The sequence below is a fragment of the Streptomyces sp. G-G2 genome (genome assembly GCF_030063135.1).
Lineage (GTDB): Bacteria > Actinomycetota > Actinomycetes > Streptomycetales > Streptomycetaceae > Streptomyces.
The window spans coordinates 38,023-54,991 of the sequence record NZ_JASISO010000035.1 but is presented as its reverse complement, the minus strand read 5'-3'; the positions used below and the strand labels follow the sequence as shown (position 1 = coordinate 54,991).

Below are 16,969 nucleotides of genomic sequence, written 5' to 3'. Positions count from 1 at the left end.
TGCCGGGCGGCGGTTCTCGCGCGGTCCGCGCGTCCCTACGGGAAGGGCGGGAACGGGTTGGTGCGCGTCGGGTTCGGGGACGAGTGCCCCGGGTCCGGCGAGGAATGGCCCGGGTCCGGCGACGAGTGCGTGGGCCCCGGGGACGCGGTGCGCGAAGTCGAGCCGGTCGGGGTCGGGGTGGTCGCCGAGGAGGAGGACCGAGTGCCGGCCGGAGTCGGGCTGTGGCTGCTCGGGGCCGAGGGCGTCGGGGTGGGGCTCGGGGGCGGCGTACCCATGTCCGCGTCCGGCAGTTCGAACTTGCTGGTGTCCACGCCCGAGAGCGCGGACAGCGTGTAGGCCTTCCAGATGGCGGCCGGGAAGCTGGAGCCGCCCGCGCGACCGCCGCCCGCGGTGCCGGTCAGGGTGACCTGCTTGCCGGTGCCGACCTCTTCACCGAACATCGCGACGACGGTGACCAGCTCCGGGGTGTAGCCGGTGAACCAGGCCGCGACATTGGACTCGGTGGTACCGGTCTTGCCGGCCGCCTGGTAGGCGTCGCTGTAGACCGCGTTACCCGAACCGTCGGTGACAACTCCCGTGAGCACCTTGGTGACGGTGTCGGCGGTGGAGGTGTTGATCACCTGGTCGCCGATGGTCTGCACCGGCCGGTAGGTGCGCGCGTGGTTCTGGGCGCTCTTGATGATCGACGGGGTGACCTTCTTGCCGTGGTGGTCGAAGGTCGCGTAGACCCCGGCCATCTCGACGGTGCTGGAGCTCATGGTGCCGAGCGCCATGGCGGGCTTGTCGGCCGGCCATCCGTCGCGGTCCCGCATGCCGAGGTTGAGGCCCATCTCCTTGACCTTCTCCGGCTTCGCGTCGACGGTCATCTGCGCGTAGACGGAGTTGACGGAGGCGTTGGTCGCCTTCTGGACCGTGATGTTGTGCCCGATGTCCCAGTAGTCGTGCTGGTCCTGGTTCTGCGGGGAGAAGGGGGTGTCACTGCCGACCACCGGGCGGCCACTGGTGCCGTCGTACAGGGTGCTCGGGTTGATCGGCTTGCCGTCCTGCGTCTTGGCGCCGTTCTGCAGGGCGGTGGCCAGGACGACCGGCTTGAAGGTCGAGCCGGGCTGGAAGTCGGTGCGCAGGGCGTTGCTGGACCACTTCTCGGCCTGGCCGGTGCCGCCGTACATGGCGACGATCGCGCCGGTCTTCGGGTCCACCGAGGTGGCGCCCGCCTGCACGTTCTGGTCGACCGGGCGCTCCGCGGTGTTCTTGCGCTCCAGCTTGGATTCCAGCTCGTCGTTGACGGCCTTCTCCAGGGCGGCCTGCTTCTTCTTGTCGATGTTGAGCTTGATGGTCCAGCCACCGGCGTCGATCGCCGCCTTGGGCACGCCCTGGCGGTTCAGCTCGGCGTCGGCGGCCTCCATCAGGTAGCCCTTCTGACCCTCGCGCCCGGGAGCGGGCTTGGGCTTGATGGGCTCCTGGAAGTGCAGGGTCTTGCGCTTGGCCGCGTCCAGTTCGCCCATGCCGACCATGTTGTCGAGGGTGGCGTTGAAGCGGATCATGACGAGGCGCTTGCCGTTGTCGCCCGCGGTCGCCCAGTCGTAGGAGCTGGGGGCCTGGAGGACGGCGGCGAGGTAGGCGCCCTGTTCCAGGGTGAGCTTCGAGGCGTCGACCCCGTAGTACGCCTGCGCGGCGGCCTGGATTCCATACGCACCGCGACCGAAGTAGCTGGTGTTCATGTAGCCCTCGAGGATCGCGTTCTTGCTCATGCTCCGGTCGGTCTTGAGGGAGATAACCATCTCCTTCAGCTTGCGCGTCGCCGTCTGGTCCTGGTTCAGGTAGTAGTTCTTGACGTACTGCTGGGTGATCGTCGAACCACCGGCCTTGCCCTTGCCGGTCACCGTGGAGACGAAGCCGCGCACCAGACCCTTGATGTCGATGCCGCTGTCTTTGTAGAAGTTCTTGTTCTCGATGGCGATGAACGTGGTGCGGACTTCCGGCGGGACCTTGTCGAACGGAAGGATCTCGCGGTTGAACTTGCCCGTGCGGGTCATGACGGAGCCGTCGGACCACTGGTAGACGTTGCTCTGGAGCGTCGCCTCTTCGTTGGGCTTGGGCGCGTCGACGTAGAAGTAGATGCCGACCAGCGCGGCCATGCCGAGCAGGACCATCCCGAAGAACGTGCCGAGGATCTTCTTCCAGGTGAAGAACCTGCGTATGCCGGTCCGTTTCCCCGCGCCCGCGCCGCTCTTGCCCGCGCGACCGCCCTTCGCCGCGCGACCGCGCGGCGCACGCCGTGTCCCGCGCTGCTGCTGCGCCCGTCGCGCTTCTGCTCGGCCCATCGCTCCCGCTCCGCTCAATAACCCCCGACGTCAGCTCAGAAAGCTAACACCGGAGGTTGTGACAAAGACTGCCTAATACCGATCAATCACGGTCAATCCGGACGTGAGAATCAGCACCCACACCCAAGGAACCGACGCCTAGCAGACCAGAAGAGTTGCAGCCCGCCAAAAAAGTGATATCACTTTGCTAGGGAGCGTGACCGACTCCTCCTGAACGAAACGGGGCGAACCATGACCAAGACCACTGAGATGCCGGAGCCGCACGTACGGGAGTTCCCCGCGCACAGCGTCGGCGGCGGCCTGGCGCTGCTGCTCGGGCTGCTCGGACTGCTGGCCGGTGCGGGCCTGATCGCCACCGGCGCCGTACTGACCGCCGGAGCCAAGGCGGCCCTGATAGTCCTCGGGGTGGTCGTCATCCTCGGCTCGATCTACGCCATGTGCGGGCTCAACACGGTCGCTCCGGGCGAGGCCCGCGTGGTCCAGCTCTTCGGCCGCTACCGGGGCACGATCCGCACCGACGGCCTGCGCTGGGTCAACCCGCTGACCTCCCGCGACAAGATCTCCACCCGGGTGCGCAACCACGAGACGGCCGTCCTGAAGGTCAACGACGCCTACGGCAACCCGATCGAGCTGGCCGCCGTCGTCGTCTGGAAGGTCGAGGACACCGCGCGCGCCCTCTTCGAGGTCGACGACTTCACCGAGTTCGTCGAGACCCAGACCGAGGCCGCCGTCCGGCACATCGCCATCGAATACCCCTACGACGCCCACGACGAGGGTGGTCTCTCGCTGCGCGGCAACGCCGAGGAGATCACCGAGAAGCTCGCCGTCGAGCTCCACACCCGGGTCGAGGCAGCCGGAGTGCACATCATCGAATCCCGCTTCACGCACCTCGCGTACGCCCCGGAGATCGCCTCGGCGATGCTCCAGCGCCAGCAGGCGGGCGCGGTCGTCGCGGCCCGTCGCCTGATCGTCGAGGGCGCCGTGGGTATGGTCGAGCTGGCCCTGACCCGCCTTCAGGAAGAGGACGTCGTGGACCTGGACCCCGACCGCAAGGCCGCCATGGTCTCCAACCTCATGGTGGTCCTGTGCGGCGACCGCGCGGCCCAGCCCGTCGTGAACACCGGCACCCTCTACCAGTGATGACGGGCGGCGAGCCGACGGCCCCCGACGGGCCCGGCGAGGACGAGCGGCCCGCGGCGGCCACCGGCCCCGCCCGGCGCCCGGCGCGCAAGCAGGTGCTGCTGCGGCTCGATCCGCAGGTGTACGACGCGCTCGCCCGCTGGGCGGGAGACGAACTGCGCAGCGCCAACGCGCAGATCGAGTTCCTGCTGCGCCGCGCACTCGCCGAGTCCGGACGGCTCCCGTCCGCGCCGGGCCCGATGCCCCGCCGCGGCCGCCCTCCGAAGTCCGCCCCCGAGTAGCCCGAGCCCGACCCGCGCCCCCGGCCCACCAGGCCGGGGGCGTTCCCGTGTCCAGCGGGGCCCCTCCCCCACACCCCCTCCCCCACACCCCTCCCCGCTCCCCTCTCTACACCGTGTGTATACACCGCAGGTAGAGTCCCGCCCATGTCCATCGGTCACACCCTGCTCGGTCTCCTGGAGGCCGGCCCGCGCCACGGTTACGACCTCAAGCGCGCCTTCGACGAGAAGTTCGGCCACGACCGCCCGCTCGCCTACGGGCAGGTCTACTCGACCATGTCCCGGCTACTGAAGAACGGCCTCGTCGAGGTCGACCGCATCGAGAGCGGCTGCGGCCCTGACCGCAAGCGGTACGCCATCACCGGCGCCGGGATCACCGACGTCGAGACCTGGCTCGCCCAGCCCGAGAAGCCCGAGCCGTACCTCCACTCGACCCTCTACACCAAGGTCGTCCTGGCCCTGCTCACCGGCCGCAGCGCCGAGCGGCTCCTCGACACCCAGCGCGCCGAACACCTGCGCATGATGCGCCTGCTGACCAGCCGCAAGCGCAAGGGCGACCTCGCCGACCAGCTGATCTGCGACCACGCCCTCTTCCACCTGGAAGCAGACCTGCGCTGGCTGGAGCTGGCCGCGGCCCGGCTGGACCAGCTCGCCGGAGAGGTCCGCCCGTGATACCCGACGGCTCGCTCCTCAGCGCCGAGGGCCTCTGCAAGTCCTACGGCTCCACCGCCGCCCTGACCGACGCCGAGTTCTCCATCCACCCCGGCGAGGTGGTCGCCGTCATGGGACCCTCCGGGTCCGGCAAGTCCACGCTGCTGCACTGCCTGGCCGGGATCGTCCGGCCCGACGCGGGCACCATCACCTACGCCGGACGCGAGCTGTCCGCCATGGACGACGCCCGGCGCAGCGCCCTGCGCCGCAGCGAGTTCGGCTTCGTCTTCCAGTTCGGGCAGCTCGTCCCCGAACTGACCTGCGTGGAGAACGTCGCCCTGCCGCTGCGCCTGAACGGGGTCAAGCGCAAGCAGGCCGAGGCGACCGCCCTCCAGTGGATGACCCGGCTGGAGGTGGACGACGTACGGGCCAGCCGCCCCGGAGAGGTCAGCGGCGGCCAGGGCCAGCGCGTCGCCGTGGCCCGCGCCCTGGTCACCAACCCCCGGGTGGTCTTCGCCGACGAGCCCACCGGCGCCCTCGACTCCCTCAACGGCGAACTGGTGATGCAGCTCCTCACCGAGGCCGCCCGGGCCTCCAGCACCGCCGTCGTCCTGGTCACGCACGAGACCCGGGTCGCCGCCTACTCCGACCGCGAGATCGTCGTACGCGACGGCACGTCCCGGGACGTGGAGCAGGTCGTATGAGCGCCGCCCGCGGCTGGACGCGCGACCTCCTCATGGGGGCCCGGTTCGCACTCACGGGTGGCCGCCAGGGCTGGACCCGCACCCTGCTCACCGGGGTCGGCGTCGGCCTCGGCGTCGCCCTGCTCCTGGTCACCGCCGCGCTCCCGAGCGCGCTGACGGCGCGCAACGACCGCGGCGACGCCCGCGCCCGGATGTCCCTGAGCGGACCGGGGCAGCCCGGCCCGGGCACCTTCCTCATCGCCCGCGCCGGGCAGGACTACCACCACACGTCCATCGACGGCGCCTTCGTCAAGGCCGAGGGCCCCGACGCCCCCGCCCCGCCCGGCCTCACCCGGCTCCCCGGCCCGGGCGAACTGGCCCTCTCCCCCGCCCTGGACGCGCTCCTGACGTCGGACGAGGGCGAGCGGCTGCGCCCGCGCTTCGAGGGGAAGGTCGTCGGCATCATCGGCGACGCGGGCCTGATCGGGCCGGGCGAGCTGTTCTTCTACGCGGGCAACGACGCCCTCCGCAACGACGGCGCGCGCTACGACCGGGCCCTGCGCTACGACGCCTTCGGCACCGACGACGAACCCGACCAGCTGGACCCGGTGCTGTCCCTGCTGGTCCTCCTCACCTTCGTCGCCCTGCTGCTGCCGGTCACCGTCTTCATCGCGGCCGCCGTCCGCTTCGGCGGCGAACAGCGCGACCGCCGTCTCGCCGCGCTCCGCCTGGTCGGCGCCGACAGCCGGATGACCCGCCGGATCGCCGCGGGCGAGGCGCTCGCCGGATCCGTGCTCGGCCTGGCCCTCGGCACCCTCTTCTTCCTGGTCTCCCGGCAGCTCGTCGCCAGCGTCGCCCTGGGCAGGCGCAGCGTCTTCCCCGCCGACCTCGACCCGAGCCCCTGGCTGGCCGCGCTCGTCGCGGTCGCCGTACCGCTGCTGTCCGTCGCGGTCACCCTGGCCACCCTGCGCGGTGTGGTCATCGAACCGCTGGGCGTCGTACGCGCCGCCAAGTCCGCCCGGCGACGGACCTGGTGGCGGGTGCTGCCCACCCTCGCCGGGGCGGCCCTGCTCTCACCCCTGGCGGCGCGCGGCACCGACGACCCGGGGGTCTTCAACCCGTGGCAGGTGGGCGCCGGGGTCGTACTGCTGCTCCTGGGCATCACCGCCGTGCTGCCCTGGCTGGTGGAGCGCAGCGTCTCGCGGCTCTCCGGCGGCCCCGTCTCCTGGCAGCTCGCGGTACGCCGCTTGCAGGTCGGCAGCGGGACCGCGGCGCGGCTGGTCAACGGCATCGCGGTCGCGGTCGCCGGGGCCATCGCCCTGCAAGTCCTCTTCGCGGGAAGCGAGTCCACCTACACCGAACTCACCGGCGCGGATCCGGCGCGGGCCGAGATGGCGGTGATCACCCACGCGCAGCCCGGCGCGAACGACCGGATCGAGGACCTCGCCGCGAAGCTGTCCTCGGCCGAGGGCGTGCGCCGGACCATCGCCCTGACCAGATTCCCCGCGTCCCCCGAGAAGCGGACCCCGGATCCCGCTGCCGGGAGATCCGCCGGGGCCCGCGCCGCGGCGTCCACCGAGGACCCGGTGGTGCAGATCACCGTGGGCTCCTGCGAGGCGCTGCGCGAGGTCGCGGATCTCGGCTCCTGCGTGGAGGGCGACTCCTTCGTCCTGACGGGCGGCGGCGCCCTGGCGGAACAGGTGCCGGAGGGGCCCCTCGCGAAGCCCGGCGACCAGCTCCTCGCGGGCGCGACCGGCTACCAGGACGCGCCCGACCCGGTCGAATGGACCGTTCCGGCGGGCGCCCGGTCGGCGGCCGTCCGCCGGGACCCGGACGGCGAGCTGCGCACCGGCGTGCTGGTCACCCCGTCCGCCGCGCCCGCGGTCGACGCCTCGTCGGTCTTCGCGATCGTGTACGTCCGCCTCGACCCGGCGGTGCCGGACGCCCTGGACAACGTACGTACCGCCGCCTACCAGGCGGATCCGCTCGCCACCGCGGCCACCCTCAAGTTCTCGAAGACCGACGGCCAGTACGGCGCGATCCGGGCCGGGCTGTACATCGGCTCCGTGCTGGTCCTGGTGCTGATCGGGCTGAGCCTGCTGGTCGCGCAGCTGGAGCAGCTCCGCGAGCGCAGGAGGCTGCTGTCCTCGCTGGTGGCCCTCGGCACCCGGCGGGGCACCCTGTGCCTGTCGGTGCTGTGGCAGACGGCGGTGCCGATCGCGCTGGCCCTGGTCCTGGCCACCGGGGTGGGCCTGGCGCTGGGCGCGGTACTGCTGCGGATGACGGGGCTGTCGCCGGTCATCGAGTGGAGCGCGGTCCTGGCGATGGCCGGGGCGGGCGGCGGCCTGGTCGCCCTGGTGACGCTGCTCAGCCTGCCGCCGATGCTGCGGATGATGCGCCCGGACGGCCTGCGCACCGAGTAGTCCCGGCCCCGTGCGGACGTACGCCGCCCCCCGGCGGCCCTATTCGGTGGGCCAGACCGGGAGCGGGCGGACCGCTTGGCGCAGCGCGTGCGCGATCGCCCCGAACTCCTGCGCGCGGGCCGTTCCCGTTCGCATCGCCAGTGCGATCCGGCGGGAGGGCGCGGGCTCGGCGAAGTACCCGGTGGCGAGGTACTCGTTGCGGGTGGTCTCCAGCCGCAGCGCGGTGCGCGGCAGCAGGGTGACGCCCAGGCCGCCCGCGACGAGCTGGACCAGGGTGGAGAGTCCGGCGGCGGTCGTGGTGACGTCCGCGCCTTCCGGCCGGCCGGCCTCGCGGCAGATGTCGAGGGCCTGGTCGCGCAGGCAGTGGCCCTCGTCGAGGAGCAGCAGCCGCAGTCCGCGCAGTTCCTCGCGCGGAATGTCCCGGCGCCCCGCCAGCGGGTGTTCGCGCGGCGCGAGCAGGACGAAGTCCTCGTCGAAGAGCGGCAGTTCGGTGACCCCGGGGACTCCGAGCGGCACCGCGAGCAACAGCAGGTCGAGGCGCCCGGCCGCCAGTCCGTCCAGCAGGGAGGACGTCTGCTCCTCGTGCACCTGGAGGTCCATCAGCGGGTAGCGGCGCTGGAAGAGGCCGAGCACGGTCGGCAGCAGGTAGGGGGCCACGGTGGGGATCACCCCGAGCCGCAGCACCCCGGTGAAGGGGGCCCGTACCGCCTCGGCCTCCTCCAGCAGCCCGCCCATCGCCTCCAGGACGAGCTTCGCGCGGGCCGCGATCCGCTCACCGGCCGGCGAGAGCAGCACCTTGCGGGTGGTGCGCTCCAGCAGCTGGACGCCGACGGCTTCCTCCAGGGCGGAGACCGCCCCGGACAGGGCGGGCTGGCTCATGCCGATGGCGGCGGCCGCGTCCCGGAAGTGCAGGTGCTCCGCGACGGCCGCGAAAGCACGCAGCTGCGCGAGGGTGGGCTGTTTCGCGCCACTCTTGGCACCACCCTTCGCGCCACCGGCCACCCCGCCCTGCGTGCCGTTCTTCGCCATGCCCTTCGCTCCCCTATTACTGGCAGCCACTGATAGGTACTTCCGATCACCCAGCACAAGAGTAGCTATTTCTGTAATCAATCCAGGTGTGCCAGCATGTGAGATCCGTCCAACCCCCTTGGAAAGCCCCCAAAAAGGCAACTTTCCCATCCACTTGGAGTGCGCGTGCTCACTGTCGGTGACAAGTTCCCCTCGTATGATCTGACCGCCTGTGTCTCCCTGGAGGCCGGTAGCGAGTTCGCCCAGATCGACCACAAGACCTATGAGGGCAAGTGGCGCGTGGTGTTCTTCTGGCCGAAGGACTTCACCTTCGTCTGCCCGACCGAGATCGCCGCCTTCGGCAAGCTGAACGAGGAGTTCCAGGACCGCGACGCCCAGGTCCTCGGCGTCTCCGGCGACTCCGAGTTCGTCCACCACGCCTGGCGCAAGGACCACGCCGACCTGCGTGACCTGCCCTTCCCGATGCTGGCCGACTCCAAGCACGAGCTCATGCAGGCCTGTGGCGTGCAGGGCGAGGACGGCTTCGCGCAGCGCGCGGTCTTCATCGTCGACCAGAACAACGAGATCCAGTTCACGATGGTGACCGCCGGTTCCGTGGGCCGCAACCCCAAGGAGGTCCTGCGGGTCCTCGACGCCCTGCAGACCGACGAGCTGTGCCCCTGCAACTGGAACAAGGGCGAGGGCACCCTCGACGCGGGCACCCTCCTGGCCGGTGAGTGACCCGTGTCCCTCGACACGCTGAAGGCCGCCGTACCGGACTTCGCCAAGGACCTGAAGCTGAACCTCGGCTCGGTCATCGGCAACAGCGACCTCCCGCAGCAGCAGCTGTGGGGCACGGTCCTGTCCTGCGCGATCGCCGCCCGCTCCCCGCGCGTCCTGCGTGAGCTGGAGCCCGAGGCGAAGGCGAACCTGTCGGCGGAGGCCTACACCGCCGCCAAGTCCGCCGCCGCGATCATGGCGATGAACAACGTCTTCTACCGCACCCGGCACCTGCTCTCCGACCCGGAGTACGGCACGCTGCGGGCGGGCCTGCGGATGAACGTCATCGGCAACCCGGGCGTCGAGAAGATCGACTTCGAACTGTGGTCGCTCGCGGTCTCCGCGATCAACGGCTGCGGCCAGTGCCTGGACTCGCACGAGCAGGTCCTGCGCAAGGCCGGGGTCGACCGCGAGACCATCCAGGAGGCCTTCAAAATCGCCTCGGTGATCCAGGCCGTCGCGGTCACCCTCGACGCGGAAGCGGCCCTCGACGCGGCCGGCGCCGCCGAGTAGTACCACCCGAAGACCCGCGCCACCCGCGCGAGCACCAGCGAAGGGCCCCGCCGCCGTCACCACGGCAGCGGGGCCCTTCGTGCGCTGCGGCGCGGCCGCCCACCTTCCGGCGGCCGCTCCGTTCCGAGGCGGCCGCTCACGTTCCGGGCGCGCCGCGCCGCTCACTTCTTCTTCATGGCCGCCATCATGTCGCGCATGTCGGCGATCAACGCCGCCTCGATCGGGGCGTAGTCGATGGTCCCGGCGGGGGCGCCGCTGCCCTTCGCCACGTCCATCACCCAGACCGAGAGCGTGAACACCGCTCCGCCGTCCAGCACCCTCAGCTCCGGTCCCGTGGCGCCGTAGGCCGACCTCATCAGGGCGCGTTCACCCAGCTCCGGTACGGCGGTCGGATCCGGCCCCGTCTCACCCCTCAGCCAGGGGTTCCTGATGTCGAACTCGGGCCCCGGATCGGTCTTCTTGTGCAGCGCCACCGTCGCCCAGACGTTGTAGCGCAGGGCCCCGTCCGCTCCGGTGTCCTTCCCGCACACCGCCCAGTCCTGCACCGGCCGCTCCGACTTCTGGTCCACGGGCGCGCTCTTGGTCAGGTCCCCGACGGCCGCGCTCAGCGCCTTGGCCTCCAGGGCGTCGCACATCTTCGCGGGCAGCTGGTAGGCCATCGGTGGCGCGTCCGGCCGGTCCCCGAGGGCGTACAGTCCGCCCGCCCAGAGCGCCGAGGCGAGCGCGGCCCCGCCCAGGCCCCAGAGCAGGCCTCCGGCGCGTCCGGGACGTCCGCCCTCCTTCCGCTCCGGGGCGGGGGGCGGACCGGCGGGGGGCGGCCCGGACGAGTCCGCCAGTTCGGTGGTCCAGCCGACATCGGCCTCCGGTTCCGATATCACCGCTGCTCCCCCTGTTCGGCACCCCCGTGGTCCACGGCCGTCGCGCCGTGCGGGCCGGGCCCGAGGAGGGCGTCCTGCTCCCGCGCGTACACCCGCAGGTAGCCGACGACCGTGTTGGTGACGGCGACCAGCGGTACGGCGACCACAGCGCCCCCGATACCGGCGATCATGCCGCCGGCCGCCACCGAAAGCACCACCGCGAGCGGGTGCACCCGTACCGCCCGCCCCAGGATGAAGGGCTGCAGGACGTGCCCCTCGATCTGCTGCACGGCGAGGACGACGGCCAGCACCATCAGGCCCGTGAACGGCCCCTGGGTCACCAGGGCGACGACCACCGCGAGGGCGCCCGAGACCACCGCGCCGACCAGCGGGATGAAGGCGAACAGGAAGATGAAGACGGCCAGCGGCACCGCCATCGTCACGTCGAGGAACCACAGGCCCAGGCCGATGAAGGTGGCGTCGATGAGCGCCACGAGGACCGTGCCCCGCACGTAGGCGGTCAGGGTCCGCCAGGCGCGCGGACCGGCGCCCGCCACCCCGGCGCGCGCGGCGGTGGGCACCAGGCCCAGCACCCACTGCCAGATCTTCTTGCCGTCGTACAGCAGGAAGAGGGTCGAGAACATGGCGAGCAGAATGCCCGTCAGCACCTCCACCATCACCGTCACGCCCTGGAGCCCGGCGGAGGTGATCTCCTGGGTGTTGGTGCCGATGGTGTCGCTGAGGTTCTTGGCGAGGTCGTTGATCTGCTGCTCGGTCACGTGGAACGGGCTGTTGAGCGCCCACCGCTTCAGCTCTTCGATGCCGTCCCGGACCCGGGCCGAGAGCTGGTCGAGGTTCTCCATGACCTGCCAGACCACGAACCAGCCGACCAGCCCGATGATCACGAAGCCGAGGATCGCGGTGACGGCGGTGGCAAGCCCGCGCGGCAGGCCCAGTCTGCGCAGCCGGACCACGAAGGGCTGGAGCAGCGCCGTGACGAGCAGGGCTGCGGCGAACGCCAGCACGACCAGGCGGACTTCACTGATCACCTTCATCACGACCCAGAGCATCCCGGCGACCAGCAGCAGCCTCCAGGACACCTCCGCGGCCACCCGCATGCCCCAGGGCACCACGCTCACCGGGTCGGGACGCCCGCGCGCGGCGGACGAGCCGGCCGCGGCGGCGTCCGCCACCGGAGCGACGGGAGCCACAGCGCCACCGGCCCCGGGCACGCCCGCCGTTCCGGCCGCGGCCGCGGACGGCACCCGCCCGGTCCCGCTGGTCTCCGCCTCGACCTCGGCACGGCGCTCGTCCAGCTTCGCCTCGACCTGGCTCAGCCTGGTTCCGAGCCGGCCCAGCCAGCCTGCCCACTTCGACATGTCGTCCCTTTCCCCCCGCCCGTCCTACGCACCTCGACGACGGTACACGCGTGGAGCCCCGCACCGTATGACGGTGCGGGGCTCCACGAGGTTGAGCGCGGTACTAGTACCAGTCGTTGGCCTGGTGGAAGGTCCAGGCGCCACAGGGGCTCTTGTACGTCTCGTTCATGTAGTTCAGGCCCCACTGGATCTGCGTGGCCGGGTTGGTGCGCCAGTCGGCGGCCACCGAGCTCATCTTCGACCCGGGGAGCGCCTGGACCAGACCGTAGGCGCCCGAGGAGTCGTTGACGGCCAGGTAGTTCCAGGTCGACTCCGCGTCGACGATGTTCGAGAAGCACTGGAACTGGCTCGCCGGGACGATCTGCCGCGCGATGGACTTGAGCTCGGCCACCGTGTAGGAGCTCTTCGGGGTGAAGGACGAGGCGTCGCGGCTGGCCGAACGGCTGGCCACCTGCTCCTTCTCCTCGCGCTCCTTCTTGGCCTTCGCCTCGGCGTCGGCCTTCTCCTTGGCCTCGGCCGCGGACTTCTTGTCCTTCGCGTCCTTGGCGGCCTGGATCCGCGCCGCTTCCTCGACCGAGCGCTTGGCGTCGGTGTCGGCGGCGTGCGAGAGGGCGTCGGCCTGCTGCGTCAAGGACGCGCTCTGGACCCGTGCCTGCTCGCCCGCGGGAATGTCCGCGAGGAGGGTGTCGGTTCCCGAGGCGGTCGTCTCAAGGTCGTTCGAGTGCTGGGGGTCGCCCGTGGCGACACCCACGACTGCGCCAACGGTGGTGACCGCGGTGGCGGATGCCACGGCGAACCCCCGGACCGAGATCCGGCTCACACGGTGTCCTTCCAGCAGCGTCCGCAGCGGTGACCACGCGCACGCATGAGTGCCCCTGACGCTGGCCTCCCTGATGCTCTGGTCACAGGAGGCGCGGGCCCGTGGGCAACTCCCTTGGCGGGAGTGCCACATGAAGCTTCCGGGCGGCATACGGCGGTCGACTGTGGAGTTGTTGCTGAGCTGTGCAGCCACGAGGGATACACGTGTGCCGTATGCGGGGCCTTACGGAAAGCAGACTCTGCCGGACCGCGACACCGTGAGGCAATTCTCCGTTGCGTGGGAAAGGTCACACCTGGCATGTCCCCGTTGTTTTGGGCGAACCCCTGTGCAGCGGTGCGCCGCCCGGCTAGGGTCTTTCACCTTTGCCGGGCGGCGCCAACTTCCGTACCGCTATGGGTCCTTTCAGGCGGTTTCCCGTCAGATGGTTTCCAGCATCTCCGTCACCAGCGCCGCGATCGGCGAGCGCTCGGACCGGGTGAGCGTGATGTGGGCGAAGAGCGGATGCCCCTTCAACTTCTCGACCACGGCCACCACTCCGTCGTACCGCCCGACCCGCAGGTTGTCCCGCTGGGCGACGTCGTGGGTCAGCACGACCCGGCTGTTCGCCCCGATCCGGGACAGCACGGTCAGCAGGACGTTGCGCTCCAGCGACTGGGCCTCGTCCACGATCACGAAGGCGTCGTGCAGCGAACGGCCCCGGATGTGCGTGAGCGGCAGTACCTCCAGCATCCCGCGGGTCAGCACCTCCTCGATGACCTCGCGTCCGGCGACCGCCGAGAGGGTGTCGAAGACCGCCTGCGCCCAGGGGCTCATCTTCTCGGAGGCGTCCCCGGGCAGGTAGCCGAGGTCCTGGCCGCCCACCGCGTACAGCGGCCGGAAGACCATCACCTTCTGGTGCTGCCTGCGCTCCAGCACCGCCTCCAGGCCCGCGCACAGGGCCAGCGCGGACTTGCCGGTGCCGGCCCGGCCGCCCATGGAGAGGATCCCGATCTCCGGATCGAGCAGCAGGTCCAGGGCGATGCGCTGCTCGGCACTGCGGCCGTGCAGCCCGAAGGCCTCGCGGTCGCCGCGTACGAGCTTCACGTTGCCGTCGGCCGTGACCCGGCCCAGCGCCTTGCCGCGCTCGGACTGGAGCACCAGTCCGGTGTGCACGGGCAGTTCGGCGGCCTCGGGAACGTGCAGCCGCTCCTCCGAGTAGAGGAGGTCCACCTGCTCCCCGGAGAGGGACAGCTCGCTCATCCCGGTCCAGCCCGCGTCGGTGATGGCGAGTTCCGCCCGGTACTCCTCGGCGAGCAGGCCCACGGAGGAGGCCTTGATGCGCAGCGGGAGATCCTTCGACACGACCGTGACGTCGTACCCCTCGGCCTGCAGGTTGCGGGCGACGGCGAGGATCCGCGAATCGTTGTCCCCCAGCCGGAAGCCCGCGGGCAGGATGCCCGGATCGGAGTGGTTGAGCTCGACACGCAGGGTGCCGCCGAGATCACCCAACGGGATGGGGGCGTCGAGGCGACCGTAGCGAACGCGGAAGTCGTCGAGCAGGCGCAGTGCCTGCCGGGCGAAGTAGCCGAGTTCGGGATGGTGCCGCTTGGCCTCCAACTCGGTGATCACCACGATCGGGAGCACGACTTCGTGCTCGTCGAAGCGGGTGATCGCGTTGGGGTCTGCCAGCAGGACGCTGGTGTCGAGGACATAGGTCCGCCTGTCGGGCAGGCGGCGCTTTGTGCTGGTCACCACGGAAGGACGTACCCCCTCGGAAGAGGTCGGGCCATGTAGACCGGACCGGTCATCGGCCGCCCTGCCAGGGCCGAATTCCGGCCCTCCAATCCGTCCGTGCGAACCGCACGCGCGTCCTGGTGCAAAGGGCCTCCCGGGCGGACGGCCCTGTGCCGTCCGCTGAGACTCGACACCCGTGGATCGGACGTCGACCTGCATGGGGTATTCCCTCGAACACCCACTGCCATGCCACGGCATATGACGGACGCTCGGTGAATCCCTGGTGAAGGGCCCGCGCGGGTGGGCCGAACGTGCGAACCGGGCCCCGGACGAAGGTCCGGGGCCCGGTTCGGGGCAGGGCTCGGGGCGGCCGGGATCAGCTCCCGTAGCGCCTGTGACGTGCGGCGTAGTCGCGCAGCGCGCGCAGGAAGTCCACCTTGCGGAAGGCCGGCCAGAAGACTTCGCAGAAGTAGTACTCGGAGTGGGCGCTCTGCCAGAGCATGAATCCGGAGAGCCGCTGTTCGCCGCTGGTGCGGATCACCAGGTCCGGGTCGGGCTGGCCGCGCGTGTAGAGGTGCTCGGCGATGTGGTCGATGTCGAGGATCTCGGCCAGCTCCTCGAAGGAGGTGCCCTTCTCGGCGTGTTCCAGGAGCAGCGAGCGCACCGCGTCCGCGATCTCCTGGCGGCCGCCGTAGCCGACGGCGACGTTGACCAGTATTCCGCCGATGCCGAGGGTGGCCTCCTCGGCCTCCTTGAGCACGGACTGGGTGCGCGCGGGCAGCAGGTCCATGTTCCCGACGTGGTGGACGCGCCAGCGTCCGTCCGCGGCGAGGTTGCGCACGGTGTTCTCGATGATCGTCAGCAGCGGTCCGAGTTCGTTCTCGGGCCGGTCGAGGTTGTCCGTGGAGAGCATCCACAGGGTCACGACATCGACGTCCGACTCGTCGCACCAGCCGAGCAGCTCGGAGATCTTCTCGGCTCCGGCCTGGTGGCCCTGCTCCGTGGTGCCTCCGGAGGCCTTGGCCCAGCGCCGGTTGCCGTCCAGGATGACGCCGATGTGCTTGGGCGCCGCGTCATGGTCGATGCGGCCTTCCACCCGGCGTGCGTAGAGCCTGTACACCAGGTCGCGCAGATTCACGATCTTCCAGCCCCTCCGTGCAATGCCCCCGTGCGAATTGCGGTCCCCCGAGTCCGCAACATTACTGCGCTCTCCGATCCCTCACCCAACTCGGTCTGTCACAAGTCCGTGATAGGGAGGACAACGTGACTGATACCAATCCCTATCGGGCAGAGCCCTCGCGCTACGACTCCATGGAGTACCGCCGCTCGGGCCGCAGCGGCCTCAAGCTTCCCGCGATCTCCCTCGGACTCTGGCACAACTTCGGGGACGACACGTCCCTGGAGTCCCAGCGGGCGATCCTTCGCCGGGCCTTCGACCTCGGCGTGACCCACTTCGACCTGGCCAACAACTACGGCCCGCCGCCCGGCTCCGCCGAGCTGAACTTCGGCAAGCTCTTCGCCCAGGACTTCGCGTCCCACCGCGAGGAGCTGGTGCTCTCCACCAAGGCCGGTTACCTCATGCACGCGGGCCCCTACGGCGAATGGGGCGGCCGCAAGTACCTGCTCGGCTCGCTCGACGCCTCGCTGAAGCGGATGGGCGTGGACTACGTCGACATCTTCTACTCGCATCGCTTCGACCCGCAGACCCCGCTGGAGGAGACCATGGGCGCGCTCGCGTCCGCGGTCCAGCAGGGCAAGGCCCTGTACGTCGGCGTGTCCTCCTACACGGCGGAGCAGACGGCCGAGGCGGTGCGGATCCTGCACGGGATGGGCGTACGTCCGCTGATCCACCAGCCCTCGTACTCCATGATCAACCGCTGGACGGAGGAGGACGGCCTGCTCGACACCCTGGAGGAGGCGGGCATGGGCTGCATCTCCTTCGCGCCGCTGGCCCAGGGCCTGCTCACCGGCAAGTACCTCAAGGGCATCCCGGAGGGCTCGCGGGCCACCCAGGGCAAGTCCCTGAACCCCGCTCTGCTCTCGGAGGACGTCGTACGGCGCCTGAACGGCCTGAACGACATCGCCGTGCGGCGCGGGCAGTCGCTGTCGCAGCTGGCCCTGAACTGGGTGCTGCGGGACGAGCGGATGACCTCGGCGCTGATCGGCGCGTCCAGCGTGGAGCAGTTGGAGCAGAACGTGGCCGCGCTGTCGGGCGCCGCGCTGTCGGCGCAGGAGCTGAAGGAGATCGATTCCCTCGCGGTCTCGACGCCCGGGACGAACATCTGGGCCCAGCGGGGCTGACCTGTGGATTCCCCTTCGTCCGGGGCCCGGGGGGCCGGAGACGAAAAAACGGGCCGGTCCGTGGGGGGGATACGGACCGGCCCGAGGGGGGGGTTCCAC

The 16,969-nt window shown here is 70.7% G+C and carries 15 protein-coding genes; 8 read left to right on the top strand and 7 right to left on the bottom strand.

What is annotated here, in order from left to right; all coding sequences use genetic code 11:
- Nucleotides 1–35 precede the first annotated feature (35 nt).
- Nucleotides 36–2,324: a transglycosylase domain-containing protein gene (locus QMF80_RS25735; RefSeq protein WP_283457194.1), complete on the bottom strand. Its 2,289-nt coding sequence runs from the start codon at nucleotides 2,322–2,324 to the stop codon at nucleotides 36–38.
- A 231-nt stretch (nucleotides 2,325–2,555) separates the two neighbouring features.
- Here QMF80_RS25735 and QMF80_RS25730 point away from each other — a divergent pair, with 231 nt between their 5' ends.
- The 5 genes from QMF80_RS25730 to QMF80_RS25710 all read left to right on the top strand — a co-directional run bounded on the left by QMF80_RS25730 (nucleotide 2,556) and on the right by QMF80_RS25710 (nucleotide 7,499).
- Nucleotides 2,556–3,464, top strand: coding sequence for an SPFH domain-containing protein (locus tag QMF80_RS25730; protein ID WP_283457192.1), 909 nt, complete (start codon nucleotides 2,556–2,558; stop codon nucleotides 3,462–3,464).
- Nucleotides 3,464–3,745: a type II toxin-antitoxin system antitoxin gene (locus tag QMF80_RS25725; protein ID WP_283457190.1), complete on the top strand. Its 282-nt coding sequence runs from the start codon at nucleotides 3,464–3,466 to the stop codon at nucleotides 3,743–3,745. Before QMF80_RS25730 ends, QMF80_RS25725 begins: the two co-directional genes overlap by 1 nt.
- 144 nt (nucleotides 3,746–3,889) lie before the next feature.
- Entirely contained in the window at nucleotides 3,890–4,414 is a 525-nt protein-coding gene (locus QMF80_RS25720; protein WP_283457188.1) for a PadR family transcriptional regulator, read from the top strand.
- Nucleotides 4,411–5,097 (top strand): ABC transporter ATP-binding protein, encoded by a 687-nt coding sequence (locus tag QMF80_RS25715; RefSeq protein WP_283457186.1) that lies wholly within the window; start codon nucleotides 4,411–4,413, stop codon nucleotides 5,095–5,097. The genes QMF80_RS25720 and QMF80_RS25715 overlap by 4 nt, the downstream gene beginning before the upstream one ends.
- The gene (locus tag QMF80_RS25710) at nucleotides 5,094–7,499 is read left to right on the top strand and encodes an FtsX-like permease family protein (protein WP_283457184.1); all 2,406 of its coding nucleotides are present in this window, start codon (nucleotides 5,094–5,096) and stop codon (nucleotides 7,497–7,499) included. Before QMF80_RS25715 ends, QMF80_RS25710 begins: the two co-directional genes overlap by 4 nt.
- Before the next feature lie 39 nt (nucleotides 7,500–7,538).
- Here QMF80_RS25710 and QMF80_RS25705 read toward each other — a convergent pair whose 3' ends face one another.
- Entirely contained in the window at nucleotides 7,539–8,528 is a 990-nt protein-coding gene (locus QMF80_RS25705) for a hydrogen peroxide-inducible genes activator (RefSeq protein ID WP_283457182.1), read from the bottom strand.
- Between the two features lie 165 nt (nucleotides 8,529–8,693).
- Between QMF80_RS25705 and QMF80_RS25700 the strand changes: the two genes are divergently transcribed.
- Complete coding sequence (locus tag QMF80_RS25700) at nucleotides 8,694–9,248, top strand: peroxiredoxin (RefSeq protein WP_283457180.1); 555 nt, start codon at nucleotides 8,694–8,696, stop codon at nucleotides 9,246–9,248.
- Between the two features lie 3 nt (nucleotides 9,249–9,251).
- On the top strand, nucleotides 9,252–9,800 hold the full coding sequence (locus QMF80_RS25695) for an alkyl hydroperoxide reductase (protein WP_283457178.1): 549 nt from the start codon (nucleotides 9,252–9,254) through the stop codon (nucleotides 9,798–9,800).
- A 161-nt stretch (nucleotides 9,801–9,961) separates the two neighbouring features.
- Here QMF80_RS25695 and QMF80_RS25690 read toward each other — a convergent pair whose 3' ends face one another.
- The 5 genes from QMF80_RS25690 to QMF80_RS25670 form a co-directional block, all read right to left on the bottom strand.
- Nucleotides 9,962–10,678, bottom strand: a complete 717-nt coding sequence (locus tag QMF80_RS25690; RefSeq protein ID WP_283457176.1) for a hypothetical protein — start codon at nucleotides 10,676–10,678, stop codon at nucleotides 9,962–9,964.
- A complete protein-coding gene (locus QMF80_RS25685) occupies nucleotides 10,675–12,036 on the bottom strand; it encodes an AI-2E family transporter (protein ID WP_283457174.1) in 1,362 nt (453 codons plus the stop codon). The genes QMF80_RS25690 and QMF80_RS25685 overlap by 4 nt, the downstream gene beginning before the upstream one ends.
- A gap of 103 nt (nucleotides 12,037–12,139) precedes the next feature.
- Nucleotides 12,140–12,856, bottom strand: coding sequence for an aggregation-promoting factor C-terminal-like domain-containing protein (locus QMF80_RS25680; RefSeq protein WP_283457171.1), 717 nt, complete (start codon nucleotides 12,854–12,856; stop codon nucleotides 12,140–12,142).
- 417 nt (nucleotides 12,857–13,273) lie between these two features.
- Nucleotides 13,274–14,590: an RNA 5'-3' helicase PhoH2 gene (phoH2, locus tag QMF80_RS25675; RefSeq protein WP_283457169.1), complete on the bottom strand. Its 1,317-nt coding sequence runs from the start codon at nucleotides 14,588–14,590 to the stop codon at nucleotides 13,274–13,276.
- 355 nt (nucleotides 14,591–14,945) lie between these two features.
- Nucleotides 14,946–15,707 (bottom strand): isoprenyl transferase, encoded by a 762-nt coding sequence (locus QMF80_RS25670; protein WP_283457167.1) that lies wholly within the window; start codon nucleotides 15,705–15,707, stop codon nucleotides 14,946–14,948.
- 125 nt (nucleotides 15,708–15,832) lie between these two features.
- Here QMF80_RS25670 and mgrA point away from each other — a divergent pair, with 125 nt between their 5' ends.
- On the top strand, nucleotides 15,833–16,870 hold the full coding sequence (mgrA, locus tag QMF80_RS25665; protein ID WP_283457165.1) for an L-glyceraldehyde 3-phosphate reductase: 1,038 nt from the start codon (nucleotides 15,833–15,835) through the stop codon (nucleotides 16,868–16,870).
- Nucleotides 16,871–16,969 lie beyond the last annotated feature (99 nt).

What these genes read in the sequence shown, in the direction of transcription:
- QMF80_RS25710 (WP_283457184.1), top strand. Translation starts at nt 5,094, where the DNA reads ATGAGCGCCGCCCGCGGCTGGACGCGCGACCTCCTCATGGGGGCCCGG.
- QMF80_RS25720 (WP_283457188.1), top strand. Translation starts at nt 3,890, where the DNA reads ATGTCCATCGGTCACACCCTGCTCGGTCTCCTGGAGGCCGGCCCGCGC.
- QMF80_RS25730 (WP_283457192.1), top strand. Translation starts at nt 2,556, where the DNA reads ATGACCAAGACCACTGAGATGCCGGAGCCGCACGTACGGGAGTTCCCC.
- QMF80_RS25685 (WP_283457174.1), bottom strand. Translation starts at nt 12,036, where the DNA reads ATGTCGAAGTGGGCAGGCTGGCTGGGCCGGCTCGGAACCAGGCTGAGC.
- QMF80_RS25725 (WP_283457190.1), top strand. Translation starts at nt 3,464, where the DNA reads ATGACGGGCGGCGAGCCGACGGCCCCCGACGGGCCCGGCGAGGACGAG.
- QMF80_RS25705 (WP_283457182.1), bottom strand. Translation starts at nt 8,528, where the DNA reads ATGGCGAAGAACGGCACGCAGGGCGGGGTGGCCGGTGGCGCGAAGGGT.
- QMF80_RS25735 (WP_283457194.1), bottom strand. Translation starts at nt 2,324, where the DNA reads ATGGGCCGAGCAGAAGCGCGACGGGCGCAGCAGCAGCGCGGGACACGG.